The sequence below is a fragment of the Pseudomonas oryzihabitans genome, from assembly GCF_007665395.1.
GTDB lineage: Bacteria > Pseudomonadota > Gammaproteobacteria > Pseudomonadales > Pseudomonadaceae > Chryseomonas > Chryseomonas psychrotolerans_C.
The window spans coordinates 1-23,890 of sequence record NZ_VDND01000004.1; the positions used below are offsets into that span (position 1 = coordinate 1).

General features: G+C 66.7%; 19 protein-coding genes, 1 tRNA gene and 1 pseudogene. 14 read left to right on the forward strand and 7 right to left on the reverse strand.

Annotated elements, in window-relative coordinates:
* Positions 1-506 precede the first annotated feature (506 nt).
* The 3 genes from mksF to mksB are packed head-to-tail and all read right to left on the reverse strand — an operon-like array spanning position 507 to position 5,246.
* On the reverse strand, positions 507-3,308 hold the full coding sequence (mksF, locus tag FSV73_RS10050) for an Mks condensin complex protein MksF (protein ID WP_145007323.1): 2,802 nt from the start codon (positions 3,306-3,308) through the stop codon (positions 507-509).
* Entirely contained in the window at positions 3,305-3,994 is a 690-nt protein-coding gene (gene mksE / locus FSV73_RS10055; RefSeq protein ID WP_145007324.1) for an Mks condensin complex protein MksE, read from the reverse strand. The genes mksF and mksE overlap by 4 nt, the downstream gene beginning before the upstream one ends.
* On the reverse strand, positions 3,984-5,246 hold the full coding sequence (mksB, locus tag FSV73_RS10060; RefSeq protein WP_145007326.1) for an Mks condensin complex protein MksB: 1,263 nt from the start codon (positions 5,244-5,246) through the stop codon (positions 3,984-3,986). Before mksB ends, mksE begins: the two co-directional genes overlap by 11 nt.
* A 159-nt stretch (positions 5,247-5,405) precedes the next feature.
* Between mksB and FSV73_RS10065 the strand changes: the two genes are divergently transcribed.
* The 3 genes and pseudogenes from FSV73_RS10065 to FSV73_RS10075 all read left to right on the forward strand — a co-directional run.
* Positions 5,406-6,236, forward strand: a complete 831-nt coding sequence (locus FSV73_RS10065; protein ID WP_145007328.1) for an energy transducer TonB — start codon at positions 5,406-5,408, stop codon at positions 6,234-6,236.
* Entirely contained in the window at positions 6,233-6,685 is a 453-nt protein-coding gene (rimI, locus tag FSV73_RS10070; protein WP_145007330.1) for a ribosomal protein S18-alanine N-acetyltransferase, read from the forward strand. Before FSV73_RS10065 ends, rimI begins: the two co-directional genes overlap by 4 nt.
* 100 nt (positions 6,686-6,785) lie before the next feature.
* Positions 6,786-6,914, forward strand: a pseudogene (locus FSV73_RS10075) (leucine zipper domain-containing protein); the annotation flags it as partial.
* A gap of 53 nt (positions 6,915-6,967) precedes the next feature.
* Here the strand turns inward: FSV73_RS10075 and FSV73_RS10080 are convergent.
* Positions 6,968-7,501: a hypothetical protein gene (locus FSV73_RS10080; protein ID WP_145007332.1), complete on the reverse strand. Its 534-nt coding sequence runs from the start codon at positions 7,499-7,501 to the stop codon at positions 6,968-6,970.
* Positions 7,502-7,628: 127 nt separating this feature from the next.
* Here FSV73_RS10080 and otsB point away from each other — a divergent pair, with 127 nt between their 5' ends.
* The gene (gene otsB / locus FSV73_RS10085; protein ID WP_145007334.1) at positions 7,629-8,387 is read left to right on the forward strand and encodes a trehalose-phosphatase; all 759 of its coding nucleotides are present in this window, start codon (positions 7,629-7,631) and stop codon (positions 8,385-8,387) included.
* A gap of 1 nt (position 8,388) precedes the next feature.
* The gene (gene otsA / locus FSV73_RS10090; RefSeq protein WP_145007336.1) at positions 8,389-9,837 is read left to right on the forward strand and encodes an alpha,alpha-trehalose-phosphate synthase (UDP-forming); all 1,449 of its coding nucleotides are present in this window, start codon (positions 8,389-8,391) and stop codon (positions 9,835-9,837) included.
* A 293-nt stretch (positions 9,838-10,130) separates the two neighbouring features.
* Here otsA and FSV73_RS10095 read toward each other — a convergent pair.
* Together FSV73_RS10095 and FSV73_RS10100 are read right to left on the reverse strand one after the other, a co-directional pair.
* Positions 10,131-10,207: transfer RNA gene (locus FSV73_RS10095), tRNA-Met, on the reverse strand.
* A 129-nt stretch (positions 10,208-10,336) separates the two neighbouring features.
* Entirely contained in the window at positions 10,337-11,383 is a 1,047-nt protein-coding gene (locus FSV73_RS10100; protein ID WP_145007338.1) for a LacI family DNA-binding transcriptional regulator, read from the reverse strand.
* 137 nt (positions 11,384-11,520) lie between these two features.
* Here FSV73_RS10100 and FSV73_RS10105 point away from each other — a divergent pair, with 137 nt between their 5' ends.
* The 3 genes from FSV73_RS10105 (at position 11,521) to FSV73_RS10115 (ending at position 14,619) form a co-directional block, all read left to right on the forward strand.
* Positions 11,521-12,447, forward strand: coding sequence for a sugar phosphate isomerase/epimerase family protein (locus FSV73_RS10105; RefSeq protein ID WP_145007340.1), 927 nt, complete (start codon positions 11,521-11,523; stop codon positions 12,445-12,447).
* Positions 12,448-12,461: 14 nt separating this feature from the next.
* Complete coding sequence (locus FSV73_RS10110; RefSeq protein WP_145007341.1) at positions 12,462-13,631, forward strand: Gfo/Idh/MocA family protein; 1,170 nt, start codon at positions 12,462-12,464, stop codon at positions 13,629-13,631.
* A 61-nt stretch (positions 13,632-13,692) separates the two neighbouring features.
* Positions 13,693-14,619: a sugar phosphate isomerase/epimerase family protein gene (locus FSV73_RS10115; RefSeq protein ID WP_145007343.1), complete on the forward strand. Its 927-nt coding sequence runs from the start codon at positions 13,693-13,695 to the stop codon at positions 14,617-14,619.
* A gap of 42 nt (positions 14,620-14,661) precedes the next feature.
* On the opposite strand, the gene FSV73_RS10120 is transcribed toward FSV73_RS10115, so the two are convergent.
* Positions 14,662-15,573 carry a MurR/RpiR family transcriptional regulator gene (locus tag FSV73_RS10120; protein WP_145007345.1) on the reverse strand — a complete coding sequence of 304 codons (912 nt, stop codon included), beginning with the start codon at positions 15,571-15,573 and terminating at the stop codon, positions 14,662-14,664.
* Between the two features lie 226 nt (positions 15,574-15,799).
* On the opposite strand from FSV73_RS10120, the gene FSV73_RS10125 reads away from it, so the two are divergent.
* The 6 genes from FSV73_RS10125 to iolD are packed head-to-tail and all read left to right on the forward strand — an operon-like array spanning position 15,800 to position 23,881.
* On the forward strand, positions 15,800-17,737 hold the full coding sequence (locus tag FSV73_RS10125) for a bifunctional 5-dehydro-2-deoxygluconokinase/5-dehydro-2-deoxyphosphogluconate aldolase (protein ID WP_145007347.1): 1,938 nt from the start codon (positions 15,800-15,802) through the stop codon (positions 17,735-17,737).
* A gap of 25 nt (positions 17,738-17,762) precedes the next feature.
* Positions 17,763-18,662 carry a myo-inosose-2 dehydratase gene (gene iolE, locus FSV73_RS10130; protein WP_145007349.1) on the forward strand — a complete coding sequence of 300 codons (900 nt, stop codon included), beginning with the start codon at positions 17,763-17,765 and terminating at the stop codon, positions 18,660-18,662.
* Between the two features lie 11 nt (positions 18,663-18,673).
* A complete protein-coding gene (gene iolB, locus FSV73_RS10135; RefSeq protein WP_145007351.1) occupies positions 18,674-19,489 on the forward strand; it encodes a 5-deoxy-glucuronate isomerase in 816 nt (271 codons plus the stop codon).
* 51 nt (positions 19,490-19,540) lie between these two features.
* On the forward strand, positions 19,541-21,040 hold the full coding sequence (locus FSV73_RS10140; RefSeq protein ID WP_145007353.1) for a CoA-acylating methylmalonate-semialdehyde dehydrogenase: 1,500 nt from the start codon (positions 19,541-19,543) through the stop codon (positions 21,038-21,040).
* 24 nt (positions 21,041-21,064) lie between these two features.
* Complete coding sequence (locus FSV73_RS10145) at positions 21,065-21,904, forward strand: TIM barrel protein (RefSeq protein WP_145007355.1); 840 nt, start codon at positions 21,065-21,067, stop codon at positions 21,902-21,904.
* 39 nt (positions 21,905-21,943) lie between these two features.
* On the forward strand, positions 21,944-23,881 hold the full coding sequence (gene iolD / locus FSV73_RS10150; RefSeq protein ID WP_145007357.1) for a 3D-(3,5/4)-trihydroxycyclohexane-1,2-dione acylhydrolase (decyclizing): 1,938 nt from the start codon (positions 21,944-21,946) through the stop codon (positions 23,879-23,881).
* Positions 23,882-23,890: the final 9 nt, after the last annotated feature.

Sequence of the window (23,890 nt, forward strand, 5' to 3'; positions counted from 1 at the left end):
GTTTCCCCATGTGAGAGTAGGTCATCGTCAAGCGCCTAACACCCAGCACCCCCGCTCAGTTCACTCTGGCGGGGGTGTTGTCTTTGGGGCGGAGAAAGTTTGGCTGGGGTGCTAGGAGCGCTTGGGGGCGAAGCCGGCAGGTCAGGTGGCTGGGGTTGCCCTCACCCCAACCCTCTCCCCGGGGGGAGAGGGGGCTAAGAGTTGCTGCGGGGGACTTGAGTGCGGCCTGTTGGCCCCTGTACCTGCTGAGCCCCCAAGAGCAAGAGCAACCATAGCCCGGCTGCGCCGGGCCATGGCCGTGATCAGGACGACCACACAACCGTAGGTTGGGCTGAGCTTGCGAAGCCCAACGTTCGAGCGGTACGTGGGCTAGGGGCTAGGGGCTAGGGGCTAGGGGCCACGGAGCGGGCCTGGATGTTGGGCTTCGCTGGGCTCAGCCCAACCTACCAAAACAAAGACATGAAAAAGCCCGGCATTGGCCGGGCTTTTTGCGTTCTGGAGGAGACTCAGGCGGGTTCGGGCAGGGCCAGGTCGCGTTTGGCGATGTATTTCCAATCCGCTTCGTCGATGTAGATGCCACCGGGACCGCTGCCGCCTTCGAGGTCGATGGCGACCTGGGCGCTGACCTGGGGTTTGACGCTGGCCAGGATGGGCACGAAGCCCAGTTGCTGGCTGGTCTCGATCAGGGCCTGCTGGTTGCGTTCGTCGATGTCGGCGGCTTCGTCCAGGTAGTAGGGCAGGCGGATCTTGGCGGCCTGTTCCCGATCCATCAGGTGCAGCAACAGGTACATGTTGGTCAGCGCCTTGATGGTCATGGTGGTGCCGTTGGAAGCAGCGCCATCGATGTCGGTGTGCAGGATCGGCTGGCCACCCTGCTTGGTGATCTCGAAGGCCAGTTCAAAGAGGTCCTTGAGGCCAAGCTGGTTGCCGTTGGCGGCCACCAGGCGTGCCAGGTATTCCTTGGCGTCCTCGTTCTTCTGGTCCTGGCTGCTGTCCTGAGTGAGATCAAAGACCGAGAGGGTCTCGCCTTCCTCGTACTGCCCGGCGCTATGGATGATCTGGTCGATGTGCTTGAGGGCATCCTTGTTCGGGGCGAGGACGATGCGGAAGCTCTCCAGGTTGGAGACCTGCTTGCGGTTGATCTCGCGGTTGAACAGCTGCAGCTGGTGTTCGAGGTTGTCGTAGTCGCTGCGGATGTTTCTCAGGGTCCGGGCGATGTCGGTGACGGCGGCGCGGCGGGCCTTGGCCAGGGTCAGGGCTTCGTCCTGGCGATGGGCATAGGCATTGACCAGCAGTTGCAGGCGGCGCTCGGGATCTTCTTCGTTGTCGAACTTGGCCACGCCCTTGAGCCGGACCTGGGCGTAGAGGGCCTCGATCTGGGTGTCGGCGCGCTGCAGGGCCTGCCAGGTGTCCTGGTAGTCGTTGAGCAGCGGCAGCAGGTTCTCCAGGGAGTCGTCCACCCCTTCCATGAAGGGCGTGCCCAGGGGCAGGTCGGTGGGTAGCAGCTGGCGACGCCGCAGGGCGTCGGCCAGGGTGCGGTCCTTGGCTTCCAGGTCGGCCAGTTGGCGACCAATCAGTTGCAGCTTGGCGGAGAGTTGCTGGACGCGTTCGGTGAAGGCATCACCGGCGCGGCGCAGTTCGTCCTGGGCGGCTTCCAGCTGAGCCAGCTGTTCGAGCTTTTCGTTTTCCTCAGCGCTCAGGGTCTGGCAACGGCGGAAGCCTTCCAGGGCCTTCTGGGCATCCAGCACCTGATGGTACAGGGCCTCGGCCTGGGCCTTACTCGCCTGGCGGTCGGCGCTGACGCCCTGCTGGGCCTTGAGCTGCTTGAGTTCGCGATCCAGACGATCCTTCTGATCACGCAGGGTAGCACGGTCGGCCAGGGCCTGGAGGGTGGGCGGCTCGATGCCCGACAGGTCGAGGGACAGGCCGGGGAGTTCGAAGCGGTCACCCTGGAAACCTTCCAGTATCCCTTCGAGGGTCTTCAGCCAGCTGCCGTCCTCGGCCAGTTCGACGCCCTTGGGACCCAGCGGCAGGCTGAACAGCTGGCCATTGAACAGGCGCATCAGGCGGTCGACATCGGCCTGGCTGAATTCCTCGCGCAGGCGGGCGTAGCTGTTGTTGTCGGCGTGGTCGAGTTGCTGGCGCAGGCCCTTGAGACGTTGTTCCAGTTCGCGGACGCGCTGGTCGAGGTCTTCGCTGCTGAACTGCCGCGACTGGGAAAGGGCGCCGGCCAGTTCGTCATGGGCGTCCTTGGCCGCCAGGAGCTGGGCTTCCAGGGGCGCGGTGGAGTCCACCAGGGCGAAGCGGTGCTTGAGCTGGGCCAGTTCGGCCAGCCAGCGCTGCAGGCCGCTGATCTCGCGTTCCAGGCGCATCAGCTCGTTGGTGCCGCTACGTTGGTTCTGCTGCAAGCTGTCCTGCTCCTGGCGGTAATGTTCGCTCTGGGCCAGGAGTTCGTCGCGGCGGTCGAGGGCGTAGTGTTGCCAGGTGCCGAGCAGGCTATCTAGTAGCGGCGAGAGGCGATGCAGCTTGCCTCTCAGGCGGTCGCGCTGTTCGACGCCGTTGGCCAGGGCTTCCACCAGGGGACCGGCGGCCACCAGGGACTGGTAGTCCTGCTCCATGCGGCGCACGTCGCGGAAGGCTTCTTCGCAGGCGGCGATGTAGTCGACGCTGCCGGATCTCAGGCTGTGCTCGAAGGCGTCGAGGAACAGCTGCTTGAGCTTGGCCGCGGTGATCTCGCGCATATGCAGCAGGTTGATGAACAGGGCGCGGAAGGTCTTGAGGCTCTGCTCGCTGGTGGACCTGAGCGGAATGAGGGTGAGGTCCAACGGGATGCTGGTGTGGCCGCCGACCAGCAGCCGGCGCAACTCCTCGGGCTTGACCTCGTAGGCCTTGAGGCCGGCGCGTTCCAGGCTGGCGAAGAGTTCGCGCTGGCGCAGGCAGGCGCCGTCGCGCTGGTAGTGCGCCAGATCCAGCTCGCCGGCATAGGCGAAGAACTGGTGGCCGAAGCCGCCGCCCGGGCCGCGTCCGGCCACGCCGATGACGTGGGGGCCATGGGCCAGGCGCAGTTCGATGAGGATGTAGCTGGTGTCGGTGGCGAAGTAGAACTTGCGCGACTGTTCGTTGCTGTACTTGCCGAAGCTCATGTCGGAGAGCCGCGCCAGGATGGGGAATTGCAGGGCGTTGATCGAGGCGCTCTTGCCCAGGTTGTTGGCGCCGTAGACCGACAGCGGCTGCTCCAGCGGGAACAGGCCCAGGCTGTAGCCGGCGGTGTTGAGCAGGGCGAAGCGGCTGATGCCGTAGCGGATCATAGGTCGAACTCCCGTTCTGCGGCGATGGCGCGGGCCAGGGCGGCCTCTTCGTCATCCTCGCTGCCTTCCTCGTTAGGGCTGTCCTCGTCCAGGCCGTCTTCGTCACCGGCGAGGGTCGGCGCCGGTAGCGGCAGGTCGCTGGCGTGCAGGCTCGCGGCCAGGTCACGGTCCTGCTGCACGGCCAGGCAGACGTCGAGGAAACGGTGCATGGGTGGCAGGAAGCGGTAGCTGCCATTGCTGTCCAGGGCGAAGCCGAGCTGGGTCAGGCGGCGCAGGATCTTTTCTTCCAGCTCCTCCTGGGTGGTGACCTCGGCCTGCAGGAAGAGGTCGCGGTACTTGTCCAGCAGCGCCGGCAGTTCGGGACGGCCGAGGGTGCCGCCGTCGAGCACGGCCAGGGGATCGCGACCCTGGTCGGCGAGGTGCTCTACCAGGATGAAGGTGAACAGCGCCAGGCGCTGGGCGGTCTTGTTGACCTGGGCGCCCATCTGCTCGGGGACGAAGTAGTAGAAACCGCGCGGATCGCAGACCAGCTCGAAGCCGAGGGCGCGGAACAGGGCGCGGTACTGGTCCTGCTGCTGGCTGAGCTGGGCGTAGCACTCGGGCTCGCTGCGCGACAGGTGATAGCCCTTGAACAGCTCGCGGAAGATGGGCGCGAGCTGGGTCATTTCGTTGAGATCAAGTTGCATGGGCATCGCTCGCGGGGGATCGGGCGGCCAGGGCGTAGGAGCACAGGCTGACGCGGTGTTCGAGGGTGTCGTAGTGGCGGCGGTCCAGGCGCTGGCGCTGGAAGCGCGCATCGCGGGACAGGCGCGAGAACCAGTAGAGCAGCTCGTCGGTGTCGCCGGCCGGTTCCTGCTCCAGCAGCCAGGTCATGAGATCGGGCAGCGGCAGGGCGTCCTGGCAGAGGTCGAGCATCTCGCGGGCGGTACGAGGCGCGGCGGGGCGCTCGGCGTCCCGTTGCCGATTGCTCTGGCTGGGGAAGCGCGCCGGCTTGGGTTCGAAGCGGGCCAGGGCGTAGACGTAGCTTTCCACCTGGGCGGCGCTGCCGAGGAAGACGCTTTGCGGCCGGCTGAACAACGGCAGGGCGGCCTGGGGCACGGCGTCGAGGCCCTTGCGGCGGATGGCGGCCAGGGCCAGGGCGGCGCCGCGGGTGACGGCGTTGTGCCGGCGCGCCTCTTCGCGCAGCGGCAGCAGCAGTTCGCGGGCGCGTCTCAGGGCCAGCTGGGCGGCATTGTGCATTTCCAGGATGCGCGCCTGGGTGCGCAGCAGCAGGTCGTCGTCGACCAGGTGACCGAGGCGCTGCTGTTCGCCCAGCAGGTGCAGCAAGACCTGTTCGACCCGGTGTACGCCGCGCTCGAAGGCGCCATCGGCGGCGACCAGCTGGATCATCGGCTCGACATATTCGTCCCAGGTGGCCAGCACCTCGGCGTAACGCTGGCGCAGGGGGATCTGGCGATCGCTGGTCTTGGCCCGTTCGGCAACGCCTTCCAGGGCGTGGCCGTCGTTGGCCAGCTTCTTGAGGACGTCGCGCACGCGCATGTCCAGCAGCCGCAGCTGGCGGGCCAGGTCCGGGCCGTCGCGGTTGTCGAAGGCCTCGCGGATATGGCCGGCGAGGCGCTCCAGGTGGCGCAGGTAGGCCTCGATCTCCAGGCACAGGCCGAGGCGGTGCTCGCGGCGCAGGTAGCCGAGGAAGTCGTGGATCTGACCGTTGAGTTCGAAGCGATTGGGGCTCTTGGCCACTGGCACCAGGATGTCGAGGCGGATCCAGGTGTCGAGCAGGGCGGTGAGGTCGGCCGGCGTGCGCTCGGGCAGCTGTTCGGCCAGGCGGGCGCGCAGCTCGGCCAGGCCCAGGGTGCCGCTGTCGAAGTGGGCACACAGCGGATCGATGAGGTGCCAGTGTTCGGCAAGGGTACGCAGGACGCGTTTGGGGTCGATCATGGTGGGGAACCGCACCAGGCAAAAGCGCCATTGTACTCCAGACGCCAGAGCCTTCGATGTGACCGCGGTGGGACCGATGGGCAGCGCGGCCTTTCGATCCGGGACGATCCGCGCGACAATGCCGCCCCGAATCGCTCCTGCGAATCCCAGGATCCGCCCATGCCCGACCCCGCCGCTTCCGCCAGCCCCTCGCTCGCCGCCGAGACGCGTCGGCGCGCCTATCTGCAGGCGCTGCAGCTGGATGTCTGGGTGCCGCGCACGGCCTTGCCTTTCGCGGCGCCTTCGCGGCCGGAAGCCTTGTGGGTAGCGGAGCCGGAAGAGTCGCCCGTGGTGGCGAGGGTGGTACGCCCGGAGCCGGCGGCCAAGGCGGCTCCAGCTGCGGCGGTGGTCGAGGCGCCGGCGGTGGCTCGGCCGCGAATCGAGATTCCGCGGCCCGGCCTGGTGAAGCCGGCCGCGACCGCCGTGGTAGAGCCGGAGCCGGAGCAGGCGCCTCCGCCAGCACGGGAACCGGCGCCGCGTTTCGCCCTGCAGCTGTTGCAGGCCGGACGCTGCCTGCTGCTGCTGGAATTGCCGACTGGGGACACCCTGGGTTCGCGCGATCCGGCGGCACTGCTGCTCAAGGATCTTCTGCGCGCCGCCGGCCTGCCGGATGCGCCGAAGATCATCAGCGAGGAGCCCATCCGCTGGCCGCTGCTGAACAGCGGTCAGCTCGATCAGGGGCCGGCGGCGGCCTGCGAGTTCGTGCAGAGCTATGTGTCCGGGCACCAGGAGCGCCTGGGCGAAGGCCTGGGGCTGTGGTTGATCGGCGTGGCGGCACGCCGGTGCGCCGGGGTCGAGGACCTGCAGGCGACCGGCGTGGAGCAGGAGACGGTAATGGGCGCAGCCTGGCTGGTGCCGGGACTGGATGTATTGATGGAAGAGCCGGCCGCCAAGGCCGCGCTCTGGCAAGCCATGCGCCCCCTGCGGCGCCGCTGGATGGAACAGCAATGAACGATGCGGTGCGCTTTCGGCGGATGACCGAAGCCGATCTGAACACGGTATTGAAGATCGAATACCAGGCCTTCAGCCACCCCTGGACCCGCGGCATCTTCCTGGATGCGCTCAAGTCCTACGACTGTTGGGTGATGCTGGTAGGTGACCAGCAGGTGGGGCACGGGGTGATCAACGTCATCCTCGACGAGGCCCATCTGCTCAATATCACGGTCAAGCCGGAGAACCAGGGGCGGGGTCTCGGCCTGCAGCTGCTGGAGCACCTGTTGCTGGAAGCCCGCCGGGCCAAGGCCAACGAGTGCTTCCTGGAGGTGCGGGCCAGCAACCAGGCGGCCTATCGCCTGTACGAACGCTATGGCTTCAATGAAATCGGCCGCCGGCGGGACTATTACCCCGCGGTCGGCGGCCGGGAAGATGCGCTGGTGATGGCCTGTACGCTGCTGGACTAGGCCTGCAGCAGGCCTAGTTGTGATCTCTCAGTAGGTTGTTCATCCGGGGCATTCCCGGAATTCTGGAAGCGCGACCAACACAGCCTTCCAGGAGCCCCGGATGAACCTGCATAAACATGCCCGTCTTACCCCTCGAGGTCGAGCCCTTCTCGTACAACGCATGCTCACTGGGCTGCGTGCCGAGGATGCAGCACAAGCGGCGGGAGTCAGTGTCCGTACGGCCTACAAACCGCCCATCAGTCGGGCTCCGTTGCCACTGAACAACGTACTGGGTTTACACACCTAGTGGTCGGCGCGTTTTTCGTTCAGATCCAGGGCGGCGTCGCCGGCGAGGTCTTCGTCGCTGGCATCCAGGTCGGCGTAGTGGGCGTCCCGCTGCGTTTCGGCTTCGTTGGGCTCGCTGGCATCGCCGTCCCAGGCCTGGCCATCCAGCGGGTGGCTGCGCCCCAGTTCGGCTTCGTCCTGGCCTGAGCCGCCGCCAATGTCGCTGTCCTCGACCACGCTCAGCTCCTTGTCGTTGGGCCAGGCGTCGCCATAGTCGGTCGGGGAGCGCGCGCCGGTCTCGTCCAGCAGGGTTTCCGGGCTGGCATCGTCCATGGTCGGCTGGTGATCCAGGGTCTCGCCGCCGGTCAGGCCGGCCTGGCGGACGCGCTCCTCGGGGAATTGCCCTGCGTAGTCACGCTCGTCCATCTCGTCGCCGGCACGGCCCTGGCGGTCGTCCTTGCGGTCGCTGAAATCGAGTTCGCGCATGTCGCCCATGCGGTCCTGGATGTCGTCGATCTCTTCGGGCGTCTTGGTGATGTCGGGCTTGTTCATGGTGGTCTCCAAAGGCTTGGCTGCTAGAGCGTCTCCCTGATTCCGACTACGAGCCGGCGGGCGGAATTCCTCCGCGCCGCCGGAAGGTGTGAACGAACCATACGGTGACCCGGCAGTCGTACCTTCCATGATCGACCTCGACAGCCTCACCTCAGCGGGCCAGCCCCTGGCCTTTTTCTTCGATCTGGATGGCACCCTGGCAGAATTGCAGCCACGTCCGGAACAGGTTTTCATTCCCGCCGAAACCCTCGCTGCGCTCGACTTGCTGGCGCGCCAGCATGGCGTGGCCGTGGTGTCCGGGCGGCCCTTGGCGGAGATCGACGGCTTCACCGTGCCGCTGCGTCTGCCGGCGGCGGGTGTCCATGGTGCCGAGTGGCGCGATCCGCAAGGCAACACCCACAGGGTCGAGCTTGATGCTGGCCTGCTGGCGCAGGTCGGCCAACGGCTGGAGCGCGCCCTGGCGGACCATCCGGACCTGCTGCTCGAGCGCAAGAGCGTGGCCTTCGCCCTGCACTATCGCCAGGCGCCCGAGAAGGAGGCGCTGGTGCGGGAGCTGGCGGAAGGCATCGCGGCGGAGCATCCCGAATTCAAGCTGCAACCCGGCAAATGCGTCTTCGAGCTCAAGCCCGCGGGCGCGAGCAAGGGCGAGGCCATCACCAGATTTCTAGAACTGGAACCCTTCGCCGGCTGCCTGCCGGTGTTTCTCGGTGACGATCGCACCGATGAAGCGGGGTTCGCTGTCGTCAATGCGCGGGGCGGCCTGTCCGTCAAGGTAGGGGAGGGGGAGACGGTCGCCAAGACGCGCCTGCCTTCGGTTGAAGCGGTAGCCCTCTGGCTGCAGCACCTGAGCCGTGACCTCGCGCCACATTATAAGCAAGGAGATTAGGATGAGCCGTTTAGTGGTGGTATCGAATCGGGTGGCCCCGATCGAGGAAGGCAAGGCGACCGCGGGTGGCCTGGCGGTGGGTGTCCTGGATGCCCTGCGCAAGTCCGGTGGCATCTGGTTCGGCTGGAATGGCGAGACGGTCAAGGAAAACGGGCCGGCCAAGACCCAGACCAAGGACAACATCGACTACGTGACCTTCGGCCTGACCAAGCGCGACTACGACCACTATTACCGTGGCTTCTCCAACGCCACCCTCTGGCCGATCTTCCACTACCGCATCGACCTGGCGCGCTACAACCGCGAGGAATACGACGGCTATCGGCGGGTGAACATGGCCATGGCCGAGCGCCTGAAGCCGCTGCTCAAGCCCGACGACATCATCTGGGTACACGACTACCACCTGATCCCCTTCGCCGAAGCCTGCCGCATGCTGGGTATCCGCAACCGCATCGGCTTCTTCCTGCACATTCCCTTCCCGGCGCCGGAAATCCTAACTGCCATCCCGCCGCACAACGAGTTGCTCAAGACGCTGTGCTTCTACGACCTGATCGGTTTCCAGACCGATACCGACCAGCTGGCATTCCAGGACTACATCACCCGCGAGGTGCGGGGTGTGCTGGAGAAGGATGGCAGCCTGACCGCCTATGGCCACAACTTCCGCGTGGGCGTCTATCCCATCGGGGTAATGCCCGACGTCATCCAGAAGCAGGCCGAGTCCTATCGTACGCGCCGCCAGTTCATCTCGCGCAGCATCGAGGGCGTGCCCTACAAGACCATCGTCAGCGTCGACCGCCTGGATTACTCCAAGGGTCTGGTGGAGCGCTTCCAGGCCTTCGAGAAATTGCTGGAGCACTTCCCCGAGCATCATCGGGCGGTGCAGTTCGTGCAGATCGCGCCCTCTTCGCGGGCGGACGTGGTGTCCTACCAGAATATTCGTCGTCAGCTGGAAAGCCATGCCGGGCACATCAACGGCCATTTCTCTGAGCTGGATTGGACGCCGATCCGCTACCTGAACAAGAGCTACGATCGCCGCACGGTGATGGGGCTGTTCCGCTCCTCCGATGTCGGCCTGGTGACGCCGTTGCGTGACGGCATGAACCTGGTGGCCAAGGAGTACGTGGCGGCCCAGGATCCGGAAAATCCGGGCGTGCTGGTGCTGTCGCGCTTCGCCGGGGCGGCTCGTGAGCTGAATTCGGCGCTGATCGTGAACCCTTACGACCATGTCGGCATGGCCGAGGCCCTGGACCGCGCGCTGCGCATGCCGCTGGAAGAGCGCAAGTCGCGTTACGAGGACATGATGCGGGTGATCCGCCAGGCGGACCTGGCCTCCTGGCGCGACAACTTCCTGCGCGACCTGCGCGCCTTCAGCTCCAAGGCGCTGGTGCAGTCCATCGACAGCAACGACGTCGAGGAGGAAGAGGTAGTGAGCAAGCAGAAGGTCGCGCTGTAACGACGGCGGCTGCAAGAGAGCCCGGCTTAGGCCGGGCTTTTTCATGGGGGTGAAAACGCGGGCTTACGCTGAGCCGTTGGTAAGCGACGGGGTGGCGGTACCCTCACCCTAGCCCTCTCCCGGAGGGAGAGGGGACTGAAAGTCTGGAGCGGTAAGCGCAGGGCGGTTGCACCCTTACCCTAGCCCTCTCCCAAGGGGATAGGGGACCAAGAGCGACGCCGCCCGGGGTTTTCGTGCCTGGAAAAATCCAGGCAATAAAAAAGGGCCAGCTTACGCTGACCCTTGGAAATAGGTGGTGGCTACGCAGGGACTTGAACCCCGGACCCCAGCATTATGAATGCTATGCTCTAACCAGCTGAGCTACGTAGCCATCCGAGGCGCGCATTATTGGCAAGGGCGGGGTGGCTGTCAAGCCTGGGAAGGAATAATTTTCTGCTGAGCGATCAGAGGCTTAAGGCTGGCAGCCCAGGAAGGAAGTCGCGGCCTGAGCGACGCCGGGCTAGTGGCATTCCGGCACATCGAGTTGCAGGGGCAGCAGCTCGTAGCCCGGTTGCCCGTTAGCGAGGCTGGCCGTCACCAGGGCGTCCACCCCACGGCGTGCCAGCGGCTCGCGTGGATGGGAGAGCACGGCCTGGACGAGTCCCTGGGTCAGGGCTGCCCGGGTGACGGGGGTGAGGTCGTGGCAGACCACGGTGGGCAACCGCAGGCCCTGACGCTGCAGCTCTTGCAAGGCTTGGATCACCCCTTCGATCCCACCGCCGGCCACATAGAGGCCCGCCAGGTTCGGATAGGCGCTCAGCAGGTCGAGGGTGTTGCCGCGGGCGTAATCCGGATCTTCCAGGGTCAGGCGTGACGCCAGCAACTCCCAGTCGCCCGGCGCCTCGGCCAGGTAGCTGCGAAAGCTCAGTTCGCAAAGTTCCTGGCACTGGAATCTCTGGCTGCCGACCATCACCGCCACCGGACCGGGCTGCGGTGCGAGCCGGGTGACGAACCAGCCGGCCACGCGGCCCATGCGGCGGTTGTCCACGCCCAGGTAGCCGGCGCCGGCACGGGTCGCCAGCTCGGACAGCATCGCCAGCACGGGCATGCCGTTCAGGCGCAATTCCGACACCGCTTCGCGTACCGCGACATGGTCGACCGCCACCAGGCCGAGGGCATCGACCTCGCCGCGCTGCGCCTTGATACGGCGCGCCACCGCCAGGGGGTCAAGGTCATCCAGGTAGCCGATCATCACCCGCACCCGGGCGCGCGTGGTCGCCGCGGCGGCTTCTATCAGGGCCTGGGCCAGGCCCTGATAGAAGGCCACGCCGCTTTTCTGCAGCAGGAAGCCGAGCCGCAGCGTCGGCCTGTCGTGGCGCAGCCGTTGTTCGATGACGCCGTGGGCGTGGAAACCGAGCTTGGCGGCGGCGCTGGCGATGCGTTGCGCGGTATCTACCCGCACCCCGGCGCGCAGGTTGAGTACCCGGTCGACCGTCGACAGGCTGACCCCGGCCTCGCGGGCCACATCGGCCATGGTGGGGCGACGGGCAGGTGCGGAATCTGACATGAAATGAAAGGCTCCCGGCGTTGCCTTGAGGGGTTTTGACAGGGTCGCGCCGGGCACTATAGCAGCCTCGGCAGGCCGGTCTTAGCATCCAGAACAGGCCTGACCCAGGTGAGAAAACAACAACAAGGGAGTCGTCCATGGCTATTCACATCTCCACCGCGCCCTGCTGCTGGGGCGTCGATGACGTCAAGAATCCCTGCCTGCCGCCCTGGCGGCTGGTCCTGCGCGAGGCGGGCCTGGCCGGTTACCGTGGCATCGAGCTGGGGCCCTATGGCTATCTGCCGCTGGATGCCGCCGAAGTCGGCCAGGCGCTGAACGACAACGGCCTGCACGTGGTGGCCGGCACCATCTTCGACGACCTGGTCGATCCGGCGAATCTGCCCGCCCTGCTGACCCAGACCCACGACATCTGCACCCTGCTCAAGCAGTTGCCCGCGGTGGCGCCGGAAGCCGGGCAGCCTTTCCCGCTGCCCTACCTGGTGGTGATCGACTGGGGCCATGACGAGCGTGACTACGCCGCCGGCCATTCCGCGCGGGCGCCGCGTCTGGACGCTGTGGCCTGGAACGCCATGATGGCGCACATCCGCGCCATCGCGACCCTGGCCTGGCAGGAGTACGGCGTGCGCGCGGTGATCCATCCCCATGCCGGTGGCTATATCGAGTTCGCCGATGAGCTGGCGCGGCTGGTGGACGACATCCCCCACGAGATCGCCGGCCTCTGCCTGGATACCGGCCATCTCTACTACGCCGGCATGGATCCCGCCGCCACCCTGCGCCAGTACCAGGCACGCCTGGACTACCTGCATTTCAAGGACATCGACCAGGGGGTGTTCGACCGGGTGCTCAACGAGCGCATCCGCTTCTTCGAGGCCTGCGCCCAGGGCGTGATGTGTCCGCTCGGCCGGGGCGTCATCGACTATCCCGCGCTGCGGACGCTGATCGACGAGCTGGGCTACCAGGGCTACATCACCGTGGAGCAGGAGCGCGATCCGCGCAACGCCAGCGGCAGCCTCGCCGACGTGGCCGAGAGCCGCGCCTACCTCACCCGAGCCGGTTTCCACTAACAAGGACTCTGAAGATGATCAACGGCAGCAAGCGTATCGTTCGCCCCCTGCGCTGGGCCATGGTGGGCGGCGGGGTCAACAGCCAGATCGGCTATATCCATCGCTCCGCCGCCCTGCGCGACCAGAATTTCGTCCTGGTCGCGGGCGCCTTCGACATAGATCCCGCCCGCGGCCAGGCCTTCGGTGAAACCCTGGGCGTCGCCCCCGAGCGTTGTTACGCGGACTACCGGAGCCTCATCGCCGGAGAGGCCGAACGCGAGGATGGGGTCGAGGCGATTTCCGTGGCCACTCCCAACGGCACTCACTTCGCCATCACCAAGGCCGCGCTGGAGGCCGGCTTGCACGTGGTCTGCGAGAAGCCGCTGTGCTTCACCCTGGCGGAAGCCGAGACCCTGCGCGAGATCGCCCAGGCGCATAACCGTATCGTCGGCGTGACCTATGGCTATGCCGGCCACCAGCTCATCGAGCAGGCGCGGGAGATGATCGCCGCCGGCCAGCTCGGTGAGATCCGCATGGTGCACCTGCAATTCGCCCATGGCTTCCACAGTGCGCCGGTGGAGGCGCAGAGCGAGGCCACCCAGTGGCGGGTGGATCCGCGGCTGGCCGGGCCGAGCTATGTGCTGGGCGACGTCGGCACCCATCCTCTGTACATCGCCGAAACCCTGCTGCCCGACCTCAAGATCAAGCGGCTGCAATGCAACCGGCAAAGCTTCGTCAAGAGCCGCGCGCCCCTGGAGGACAACGCCTACACCCTGATGGAATATGAGGGGGGTGCCATGGGCTGGGTCTGGTCCAGTGCGGTCAATGCCGGTTCCATGCACGGCCAGAAGGTGCGGGTGATCGGCTCCCTGGCCAGTCTCGAGTGGTGGGACGAGCGGCCCAACCAGCTGAGCTTCGAGGTCCAGGGCCAGCCGGCGCAGGTGCTCGAGCGCGGCATGGGCTATCTGCACGCCAACGCCCTGCTGGACGACCGCATCGGCGCCGGCCACCCGGAAGGGCTGTTCGAGGCCTGGTCCAACCTCTACTACCGCTTCGCCCTGGCGATGGATGCCGCGGACCGCGGCGATACGGCGACGCTGGCAGGGCTGCGCTATCCGGACATCCATGCCGGGGTCGAGGGCGTGCGCTGGGTGGAGCGCTGCGTGGAGTCCGCCGATCGCGGTGGGGTCTGGATCGATTATTGATGCCCAGGAGCGGCTCCGTACGGGAGCCGGTCCGGCCATTTCCACAGCTGGGGAAAGCACCATGAAAATAGCCATAGATCCCTACATGTACCGCAACCTGAGCCTGGCGGAGACCTGCCGCCACGTGGCGGAAGCGGGCTTCGAGTACCTCGAGCTGTCGCCGCGGGAAGACTTCCTGCCCTGGTGGAAGCGTCCGCGCGCGCACCGGGAGCGCATCGCCGAGTTCAAGCGGGCGCTCCAGGACCATGGCCTGCAGGTGGCCTCGCTGCTGCCCATGTACCGCTGGGCGAGTCCTCACGAAGACGAGCGGCAGGCCGCCGTGGGTTACTGGAAGGAAGCCATCCAGGCGGCGGTGGAGCTGGGCTGCGACACCATGAATTCCGAGTTCGGCCGCGGTCCTTCGCCCGAGCGGGGCCACAAGATCAGTTGCTGCGGTGGCAGCCACAGCCACGAATCCAGCGAGGCGGCCTGGTGGCGCTCCATGGAGGAACTGGTGCCGATCTTCGAGCGCGAGGGCATCACCCTGAACATGGAGCCGCATCCCGAGGACTGGTGCGAGACGCTGCACCCGGCCATCGACATGCTCAAGAGCCTCGGCTCGAACAACGTCAGGTTCCTCTACTGCGCGCCCCATACCTTCTATTTCGGCGACGACATGGCGCAGATGATCCAGGACGCCGGATCGCTGATCGGCCACGTGCATATCGCCGACACCTGGAACCACAAGGCCTCTTCCGGGCTGCGCTATATCGTCAATCCGCCCGGTGCCCAGGTCACCGTGCACCAGCACATGAATATGTATCAGGGCGAGATCGACTGGGACCTGTTCTTTTCGTCCCTAGCGAAGGTGGGGTTCGACGGCATCGTCACCTCCTGCGTGTTCGGCTGGGAGGAGCGGGCCGACGAATCCAGCGCCTTCATGCGCCAGGAGATCCAGAAGTACGTGGACAGGTACTGGCCCGGCGCTCCGCAGGGGGCCGCTCGGTAGCCCAGGCGTTCGCCATCGGGGACCGGGCCGCGCCGCTGCGGCTCAGTCTTCGTCCGGTCCTGGCTGGATGTCGTCCATCTTCAGTTCGAGGCGATAGGCCAGCGCCAGGAACAGTGCCTGGCAGAGGCACAGCGTCGCGGTCAGCGAGCGGAAGGCGAAGGCACTGCCTTCGCTGACCAGCAGCAGGCCGTCGGCGCGCTTGGCCAGCGGCGACAGGGTGCTGTCGGTGATGATCAGGGTCTTGGCCTTGTGATGCTGGGCGATGCGCGCGCACTGCTGGCTTTCCTTGCCATAGGGGCTGAAGCTGATGGCGATCAGCAGGTCGCCCTGGGCGATGCTGCGCATCTGCTCGCGGTAGCCGCCGCCCAGGCCGGTGATGAGGTGGATGCGCTTCTTGGTGTGCTGCAGGTTGTAGACCAGATAGTCGGCCACCGCGAAGGAGCGGCGCACCCCTACCACATAGATGTTCTCGGCATTGACCAGCAGCTCGATGGCCTGGTCGAAGGCCACGTCGTCGAATTCCTCGCCCAGCCGGTCTATGCCGGAGCGGGTGGCGTTGATGCATTCCCGCGCCAGATCGCTGCCGCTCTCACTCTTGCTCTTGTTGGCGATCAGGGTGCGGATGCGTTGCTGGTAGTTCTGCACCGGCGTGGTCTTGTGGGTGTAGGCCTCGCGAAACAGCGCCTGCATCTCGCTGAAGCCGCGGAAGCCGAATCTCTGGCAGAAGCGCACGATGGCCGAGGGGTGCACCTCGCACTGGCTGGCGATGTCGCTGATGCGGTCGACCATCACCCGGTCGCTTTGCTGGCTGACATAGACCGCTACGCGCTTGAGCTGGCGCGGCAGGCTTTCGTAGTCGTTGGCGATGGCGGCCAGCAGGGCTTCGACGCTGGTAGGTGGTTCGGCGTGGGGGCCGCCAATAGGCAGGTCGTCAGGCAATGTCTCGGCGGACATGGAGGGTCTCTCTTATCGGTACTGTCGGCACGGTAACCCATTCGCCGGATGGCGTCGAAGCGCCGAACACCCGAGCACGGGGCGATTGATTGGAAAATTAATTCTATAAAATTGCATTTGAAAAAAATATTGATTTTTGCAGGGGCGCGTTCTAGCCTGGGTCCATTCCGAACATGCGCGATCCTGCTACGGCGATCGCGGCGATAACAATAAACAGGAGCCACCCATGGGTGATCAATTCTTCGCCAGCGGCCGCCAGTTGGACGTGATCTGCCTCGGACGCCTGGGTGTCGATCTCTATGCCCAGCAGATCGGCGCTCCGCTGGAAGATGTCGGCAGCTTCGCCAAGTACCTCGGGGGCTCCTCCGCCAACATCGCCTTCGGCACCGCACGCCTGGGGCTGAAGTCGGCGATGCTGACCCGGGTCGGCGACGACCACATGGGGCGCTTCCTGACCCGTGCCCTGCAACGCGAAGGCTGCGACACCCGCGGCATCACCGTGGATCGCGAGCGGCTGACCGCCATGGTGCTGCTGGGCATCAAGGACCGCGAGACCTTCCCCCTGGTGTTCTACCGCGAGAATTGCGCCGACATGGCGCTGGGCGCGGAGGACATCGACGAGGCCTTCATCGCCAGCGCCAAGGCGCTGTTGATCACCGGTACCCACTTCTCCACCGAGGGGGTGTTCCAGGCCAGCAGTCGGGCCCTGGACTATGCCGAGCGCCACGGCGTGAAGCGGGTGCTGGACATCGATTACCGCCCGGTGCTCTGGGGCCTGACCGGCAAGGCCGATGGCGAGACCCGCTTCATCGCCAGCGCCGAGGTCAGCGCCCATGTGCAGCGCATCCTGCCGCGCTTCGACTTGGTGGTGGGCACCGAGGAGGAATTCCAGATCGCCGGGGGCAGCGAAGACCTGCTCACCGCCCTGCGGCGGGTGCGCGAGGTGACCGCGGCGACGCTGGTGGTCAAGCTCGGCGCCCAGGGCTGCACGGTGCTCCATGGCGCCATCCCGGCGCGGCTGGAGGAGGGCGAGATCCATCGCGGCATCCGCGTCGAGGTGCTCAATGTGCTGGGCGCCGGCGATGCCTTCATGTCCGGCTTCCTGCGCGGCTGGCTCACCGGCGGCGACGATGCCCAGTGCTGCCGGCTGGCCAATGCCTGCGGCGGCCTGGTGGTGTCGCGCCATGCCTGCGCCCCGGCCATGCCGACCCTGGCGGAGCTGGACTATCTGTTCGCCAGCCCGGTGCCCATCACCCGGCCGGATCTGGATGCCACGCTCAATCGCCTGCATCGGGTCGGCACCCTGCAGCGCGACTGGCGCCCGCTGTTCATCTTCGCCTTCGACCACCGCTACCAACTGGTGGAGGCCGCCCAGCAGGTGGGGGCCGATCCGGCGCGGATCCCGGCGCTCAAGGCGTTGTTCGTCCAGGCCATCGAGCAGGTCGAGGCGGATCTGACCCGGCAGGGCGTGGCGGCGGATGTCGGGCTGCTGGCCGACGAGCGCTTCGGCCAGGATGCCCTGAATGCCGCCACCGGCCGCGGCTGGTGGGTGGCGCGGCCGGTGGAATTGCAGAATTCGCGGCCGCTGGCCTTCGAGCACGGTCGCTCGGTGGGCAGCACCCTGCTGAGCTGGCCGAGCGAGCAGATCGTCAAGTGCCTGGTGCAATTCCATCCCGACGACGAGCCCTTGTTGCGCCTGGAGCAGGAGGCCCAGCTCAAGGGCCTGTACCAGGCCGTCCAGGCCAGTGGCCATGCGCTGCTGCTGGAGGTCATTCCGCCCAAGCAGCATGCCTCCCAGCGACCGGACGTGCTCTACCGGGCCATCAAGCGGCTGTACAACCTGGGCATCTATCCGGAGTGGTGGAAGATCGAGGCCCAGCCGGCGGCGGTCTGGCAGCAACTCGACGACCTGATCGCCGAACGCGATCCCCATTGCCAGGGCGTGGTGCTGCTGGGGCTGAATGCGCCGGCGGAAGACCTGGCCGAGGGCTTCCGCCAGGCCCGCGCCAGCCAGCGTTGCCAGGGCTTCGCCGTGGGCCGGACCATCTTCGGCCAGCCGAGCCGAGCCTGGCTGGCCGGCGAGATCGACGACGCCGGGCTGATCGCGCAGATCCGCGGCAACTTCGAATTCCTGATCCAGGCCTGGCGCGACGCCCGCGCCTGATCGCCACCCGACGAGCAAGGCTGACATGACCGCACAACAACAACTCAAGATCGGCATCAACCCCATTTCCTGGGCCAACGACGACCTGCCGGCGCTGGGCGGTGACACCCCGCTTGCGACCATCCTGCGCGAGGGCAAGGAGATCGGCTTCCAGGGTTTCGAGCTGGGCGGCAAGTTTCCCAGCGAGCCCAGGGCCCTGGGCGAGGTGCTCGGCCAACACGACTTGGAGCTGGTCTCCGGCTGGTATTCCAGCGGCCTGGCCCATCGCGACGTGGAGACCGAGATCGAGGCGATCCGCCCGCACTGCCGGCTGCTGGCCGAGAATGGCGCCAAGGTGCTGGTCTATGGCGAGGTGGCCGGCTCCATCCAGGGCCAGCGCGTTCCGCTGATCGAACGGCCGCGTTTCCACAGCGACGCCGCCTGGCAGGCCTATGCCGAGAAGCTCGACCGCCTGGCCGCCTTCACCCTCGGCCAGGGCCTGCGCCTGGCCTACCACCACCACATGGGCGCCTACGTGGAGTCGCCCGAGGACATCGCCCGCTTGATGGCGCTGACCTCCAAGGACGTCGGCCTGCTGTTCGATGCCGGCCACTGCTACATGGGTGGCGGCGATCCGCTGAGCGTGCTGCAGCAGCACCTCGACCGGGTCTGTCACGTGCACTTCAAGGATGTGCGCAAGGCCGTGGTGCAGCTGGCGCGCAACAACCAGTGGAGCTTCCCGGACTGCATCCTCAACGGCACCTTCACCGTGCCGGGCGACGGCGACATCGATTTCTCGGCGCTGCTCAAGGTGCTGGTGGCCGGCGGCTACCAGGGCTGGCTGGTGGTGGAAGCCGAGCAGGATCCGGCCGTGGCGCCGGCCTACGAATACGCCAAGAAGGGCTACGACCATCTGCGCCAGCTGGTGGCGCAGGCCACCGCCTGAGGAGACTTGCGATGAATCTGCTCGTCAAAGCCGACCGTAATGCCCGCGACATCGTCAGCGTACCGGCCGGTGCCCTGGACTACGTCGGCTTCGCCGCCCATCGCCTGCAACCGGGGGAATCGCTGCCGGTGGTGGCGGGTGATCGGGAAGTCTGCATCGTGCTGCTCAGCGGCGGCGCCAGTATCGAAGGCGGTCATCCACAGCTGGGCGACTTCGCCTGGCGGGGGCTGGCCGGTCGCCAGAGCGTCTTCGAGGACGTCTCGCCCTATGCCGCCTACCTGCCGCCCGGCAGCGAGGCCCGGGTGACCGCCGACAGCGCCGCCGAAATCGCCGTCTGCACCTCGCCCGGCAATCCAGTGGTGGCAGACCGGCTGCCGCCGCGGCTGATCGAGCCGGCGAGCTTGGCGCGCTCCACCCGCGGCAAGGGCGCCAATACCCGCTACGTCTGCGACATCCTGCCGGACACGGCGGCGGCCCATTCGCTGCTGGTGGTGGAGGTGCGCACCCCGTCCGGGCATTCCTCCAGCTATCCGCCCCATCGCCATGACCGCGACAACCTGCCGGAGGAGAGCCTGCTGGAGGAGTCCTACTACCACCGCATCGATCCGGGCCAGGGCTTCGTCTTCCAGCGCGTCTACACCGACGAGCGCGACCTGGACCAGGCCATGGCGGTGGAAGACCACGACGTGGTGCTGGTGCCGCGTGGCTACCACCCGGTCAGCGTGCCCTATGGCTACCAGTCCTATTACCTCAACGTGATGGCCGGGCCCAAGCGCGTCTGGAAATTCCACAACGATCCGCAGCACGAGTGGCTGCTGACCCGGTAACCCCCTTTCGCCTTCGCCATGCGGCGACCCCAGGACACGAGGATTCAGGACATGAGCGACACTCCCGTCATCGGGCACTACATCAACGGCGCGGTCTCGACCCAGGCCGAGCGCTTCAGCGACGTCTTCAACCCGGCCGAGGGCGTGGTCAAGGCGCGGGTCGCCCAGGCCACGGCGCAGACCGTGGACCAGGCCGTCGCCGCCGCCAAGGCGGCCTTTCCGGAATGGTCCGAGCAATCGGCGCTGCGCCGGGCGCGCATCCTGTTTCGCTTCAAGGAATTGCTCGACCAGCACCACAAGGAGCTGGCGGCCACCATTACGAGTGAGCACGGCAAGGTCTTGTCCGACGCCATGGGCGAGGTGACCCGTGGCATCGAGGTGGTGGAATTCGCCTGCGGCGCACCGCACCTGGCCAAGACCAGCTACACCGACAACATCGGTGGTGGCATCGACAACTGGAGCCTGCGCCAGCCACTGGGCGTCTGCGCTGGCATCACCCCCTTCAACTTCCCGGTGATGGTGCCGCTGTGGATGATTCCCATGGCGCTGGCCACCGGTAATACCTTCATCTTGAAGCCGTCCGAACGCGATCCCTCCGCCAGCCTGCTGCTGGCCGACCTGCTCAAGCAGTCGGGGCTGCCGGATGGCGTGTTCAACGTGGTCCAGGGTGACAAGGTGGCGGTGGACGCCCTCCTGCAACACCCGGACGTGGAAGCCATCTCCTTCGTCGGCTCCACGCCCATCGCCGAATACATCCACCAGGAAGGCACCCGCCGCGGCAAGCGCGTCCAGGCCTTGGGCGGCGCCAAGAATCACATGATCGTGATGCCCGACGCCGACCTCGACCAGGCCGCCGACGCCCTGATCGGCGCCGGCTACGGCTCGGCCGGCGAGCGCTGCATGGCCATCTCCATCGCGGTGGCGGTGGGCGAGGTGGGCGATGCCCTGATCGAGAAACTGCTGCCGCGCATCGATGCCCTGCGGGTGCGCAATGGCGTGGAGTCTGACGCCGACATGGGCCCGCTGGTGACCGGCCAGCACAAGGCCAAGGTCGAGGGCTATATCACCAAGGGGGTGGAGGAGGGCGCCAGGTTGCTGGTGGACGGCCGCAACTTCAAGGTGCCCGGCGCCGAGCACGGCTTCTTCGTCGGCGCCACCCTGTTCGACGGCGTGACACCGGAGATGACCATCTATAAGGAAGAGATCTTCGGCCCGGTGCTGGGCATCGTGCGGGTGCCGGACTTCGCCAGCGCGGTGGCGCTGATCAACGCCCATGAATTCGGCAACGGCGTCTCCTGCTTCACCAGCGACGGCGGCATCGCCCGGGCCTTCGCCCGCACCATCAAGGTCGGTATGGTCGGCATCAACGTGCCCATCCCGGTGCCCATGGCCTGGCATTCCTTCGGCGGCTGGAAGCGATCGTTGTTCGGCGACCACCACGCCTACGGCGAGGAAGGCCTGCGCTTCTACACCCGCTACAAGAGTGTGATGCAGCGCTGGCCCGATAGCATCGCCAAGGGCGCCGAATTCAGCATGCCCACCGCCAAGTAACCCCTTCACACCGCCGGAGCTGCCATGAGTCGACCCCTGCGTTTCGCCCTCAACCGCATGGTGGCGCCGTCCCTCGCGCTGCCGGCCTTTCTCCAGCTGACGCGGCAACTGGGCTGCGATGCGGTGGAGATCCGCAACGATCTCCCCGGCATCGAGCTGGCGGATGGCACCCCGGCAGACGAGGTACGGGCGCTGTGCCAGGCCGCGGGCGTGCGCATCCTGTCGATCAATGCGCTCTATCCCTTCGACGTCTGGAACGCCGAGCGCCGCGCCCAGGCGCTTGAGCTTGCGGCCTATGCCCAGGCCTGCGGCGCCGAGGGCCTGGTGCTCTGCCCGCTCAACGATAGTGGTGACCACCGCGACGCGGCCCAGCGCGCCCGGGACCTGCGTACCGCCCTGAGCGAGCTGGCGCCGATCCTGCGCGAGTATGGCGTGCTGGGCTTCGTCGAGCCGCTGGGTTTCCCGGAGAGCGCGCTGCGCCTCAAGCGCCAGGCGGTGGAGGCCATCCGCGCCATTGGCGGCCTCGACGTCTTCCGCCTGGTACACGATACCTTCCACCACCACCTGGCCTGCGAGACCGAGTATTTCGCCGAACTGACCGGGCTGGTGCATATTTCCGGGGTCGACGACGCCGGCCTGCCGGTCGAGCAACTGCGCGATGCCCATCGGGTGCTGGTGGGTGCAGCCGACCGCCTGGGCAATGCGGCCCAGCTCGAGCGCCTGCTGGAAGACGGCTATCGCGGTGCGCTGTCCTTCGAACCCTTCGCCGCCTGTGTCCATGCGCTACCCGATGTGGCGCCGGCATTGGCGCAGAGCATGCGCCTGCTCCAGGAGCGGCTAGGCTGCGCCGTGGCGACGGCGTGAGCGGCCCGCCCGCGACTTCCATAACAACAAGGTGAATCCATGAGCACCCAACGTCTGACCATGGCCCAGGCCCTGGTGAAATTTCTCGACAACCAGTACCTCAGTGTCGACGGCGTCGAGACCAGGTTCGTCGCTGGCGTCTTCACCATCTTTGGCCACGGCAATGTGCTGGGCCTCGGCCAGGCCCTGGAGCAGGATGCCGGCGAGCTGGTGGTGCACCAGGGGCGCAACGAGCAGGGCATGGCCCACGCCGCCACCGGCTTCGCCAAGCAGAAGCTGCGCCGGCAGATCTACGCCTGCACCTCCTCGGTGGGCCCGGGTGCGGCCAACCTGCTGACCGCCGCGGCCACCGCCACCGCCAACCGCATCCCGCTGTTGCTGCTGCCGGGTGACGTCTACGCCAGCCGCCAGCCCGATCCGGTGCTGCAGCAGATCGAACAATTCCACGACCTGTCGATCAGCACCAACGACGCCTTCCGCGCGGTGAGCAAGTACTGGGATCGCATCAACCGCCCCGAGCAATTGATGAGCGCGGCGATCAACGCCATGCGCGTGCTGACCGATCCGGCCGAGACCGGCGCCGTGACCCTGGCGCTGCCCCAGGATGTCCAGGGCGAGGCCTACGACTATCCCGACTACTTCTTCGCCAAGCGAGTGCACCGCCTGGATCGCCGGCCGCCGGTGGCCGCCGCCATCGAGGATGCCGTGCGGCTGCTGGCCCGCAAGCGCAAGCCGCTGCTGATCTGTGGCGGCGGGGTGAAGTATTCCGGCGCCGCCGAGGCCCTGCAGCGCTTCGCCGAGCGCTTCGAGATCCCCTTCGCCGAGACCCAGGCCGGCAAGAGCGCCATCGTTTCCAGCCACGAACTCAATGTCGGTGGCATCGGCGAGACCGGCTGCCTGGCCGCCAACCTGCTGGCCAAGGAGGCCGACCTCATCATCGGCGTGGGCACCCGCTACACCGATTTCACCACCTCCTCGAAGTGGCTCTACCAGCATCCCGAGGTGGAATTCCTCAACCTCAACGTGGCCGCCTTCGATGCCGGCAAGCTCGACGGCCTGGCCGTGGTGGCCGATGCCCGCGAGGCGCTCACTGCCCTGACCGAGGCGCTGGGCGCCACGGGTTATCGCGCCGGTTGGGGCGCCCAGGTGGGGGAGGCGCGCGAGCGCTACCACCAGGAGGTGGCGCGGGTCTATGCGGCCGGCTACACGGGTGCCGACTTCGTCCCGGAGGTCGACGACGACCTGCCGCGCGCGGTGCTGGAGGAATTCGTCCGCCTGACCGGCTCCTCCCTGACCCAGAGCCAGGTGCTCGGCCGCCTCAACGAACGGCTGGACGACGACGCCATCATCGTCGCCGCCGCCGGCAGCCTGCCGGGTGACCTGCAGCGTGCCTGGCAGAGCAAGGGTGTGAACACCTATCACCTGGAATACGGCTATTCCTGCATGGGCTACGAGATCAATGCCGCCCTCGGCGTGAAGCTGGCCGAGCCTACGCGCGAGGTCTATGCCCTGGTCGGCGACGGCTCCTACCAGATGCTGCACTCGGAGCTGGCCACCTCCATCCAGGAGCGGCGCAAGATCAACGTGGTGCTGCTCGACAACATGACCTTCGGCTGCATCAACAACCTGCAGGTCGGCCATGGCATGGGCAGCTTCGGCACCGAATTCCGCTACCGCAATCCGGAGACCGGCAAGCTCGATGGCGACTTCGTGCCGGTGGACTTCGCCATGAGCGCCGCCGCCTACGGCTGCAAGACCTACCGCGTGAAGACCCTGGAGGAGCTCGATGCCGCCCTGGCCGATGCCCGCCAGCAGACGGTTTCCACCCTGATCGATATCAAGGTGCTGCCCAAAACCATGCTGCACGGCTACCTGTCCTGGTGGCGGGTCGGCGGCGCCGAGGTCTCCACCAGCGAGAAGATCGCCGCCGTTGCCCGGGTGCTCCAGGAAAAAGCCGCCCAGGCCCGCCAATACTGACCGCCGCTC

What these genes read in the sequence shown, in the direction of transcription:
- FSV73_RS10115 (WP_145007343.1), top strand. Translation starts at nt 13,693, where the DNA reads ATGAAAATAGCCATAGATCCCTACATGTACCGCAACCTGAGCCTGGCG.
- iolE (WP_145007349.1), top strand. Translation starts at nt 17,763, where the DNA reads ATGACCGCACAACAACAACTCAAGATCGGCATCAACCCCATTTCCTGG.
- otsA (WP_145007336.1), top strand. Translation starts at nt 8,389, where the DNA reads ATGAGCCGTTTAGTGGTGGTATCGAATCGGGTGGCCCCGATCGAGGAA.
- FSV73_RS10120 (WP_145007345.1), bottom strand. Translation starts at nt 15,573, where the DNA reads ATGTCCGCCGAGACATTGCCTGACGACCTGCCTATTGGCGGCCCCCAC.
- otsB (WP_145007334.1), top strand. Translation starts at nt 7,629, where the DNA reads ATGATCGACCTCGACAGCCTCACCTCAGCGGGCCAGCCCCTGGCCTTT.
- FSV73_RS10065 (WP_145007328.1), top strand. Translation starts at nt 5,406, where the DNA reads ATGCCCGACCCCGCCGCTTCCGCCAGCCCCTCGCTCGCCGCCGAGACG.
- mksE (WP_145007324.1), bottom strand. Translation starts at nt 3,994, where the DNA reads ATGCAACTTGATCTCAACGAAATGACCCAGCTCGCGCCCATCTTCCGC.
- mksB (WP_145007326.1), bottom strand. Translation starts at nt 5,246, where the DNA reads ATGATCGACCCCAAACGCGTCCTGCGTACCCTTGCCGAACACTGGCAC.
- FSV73_RS10100 (WP_145007338.1), bottom strand. Translation starts at nt 11,383, where the DNA reads ATGTCAGATTCCGCACCTGCCCGTCGCCCCACCATGGCCGATGTGGCC.
- FSV73_RS10080 (WP_145007332.1), bottom strand. Translation starts at nt 7,501, where the DNA reads ATGAACAAGCCCGACATCACCAAGACGCCCGAAGAGATCGACGACATC.
- FSV73_RS10105 (WP_145007340.1), top strand. Translation starts at nt 11,521, where the DNA reads ATGGCTATTCACATCTCCACCGCGCCCTGCTGCTGGGGCGTCGATGAC.
- mksF (WP_145007323.1), bottom strand. Translation starts at nt 3,308, where the DNA reads ATGATCCGCTACGGCATCAGCCGCTTCGCCCTGCTCAACACCGCCGGC.
- FSV73_RS10140 (WP_145007353.1), top strand. Translation starts at nt 19,541, where the DNA reads ATGAGCGACACTCCCGTCATCGGGCACTACATCAACGGCGCGGTCTCG.
- FSV73_RS10110 (WP_145007341.1), top strand. Translation starts at nt 12,462, where the DNA reads ATGATCAACGGCAGCAAGCGTATCGTTCGCCCCCTGCGCTGGGCCATG.
- iolB (WP_145007351.1), top strand. Translation starts at nt 18,674, where the DNA reads ATGAATCTGCTCGTCAAAGCCGACCGTAATGCCCGCGACATCGTCAGC.
- rimI (WP_145007330.1), top strand. Translation starts at nt 6,233, where the DNA reads ATGAACGATGCGGTGCGCTTTCGGCGGATGACCGAAGCCGATCTGAAC.
- iolD (WP_145007357.1), top strand. Translation starts at nt 21,944, where the DNA reads ATGAGCACCCAACGTCTGACCATGGCCCAGGCCCTGGTGAAATTTCTC.
- FSV73_RS10145 (WP_145007355.1), top strand. Translation starts at nt 21,065, where the DNA reads ATGAGTCGACCCCTGCGTTTCGCCCTCAACCGCATGGTGGCGCCGTCC.
- FSV73_RS10125 (WP_145007347.1), top strand. Translation starts at nt 15,800, where the DNA reads ATGGGTGATCAATTCTTCGCCAGCGGCCGCCAGTTGGACGTGATCTGC.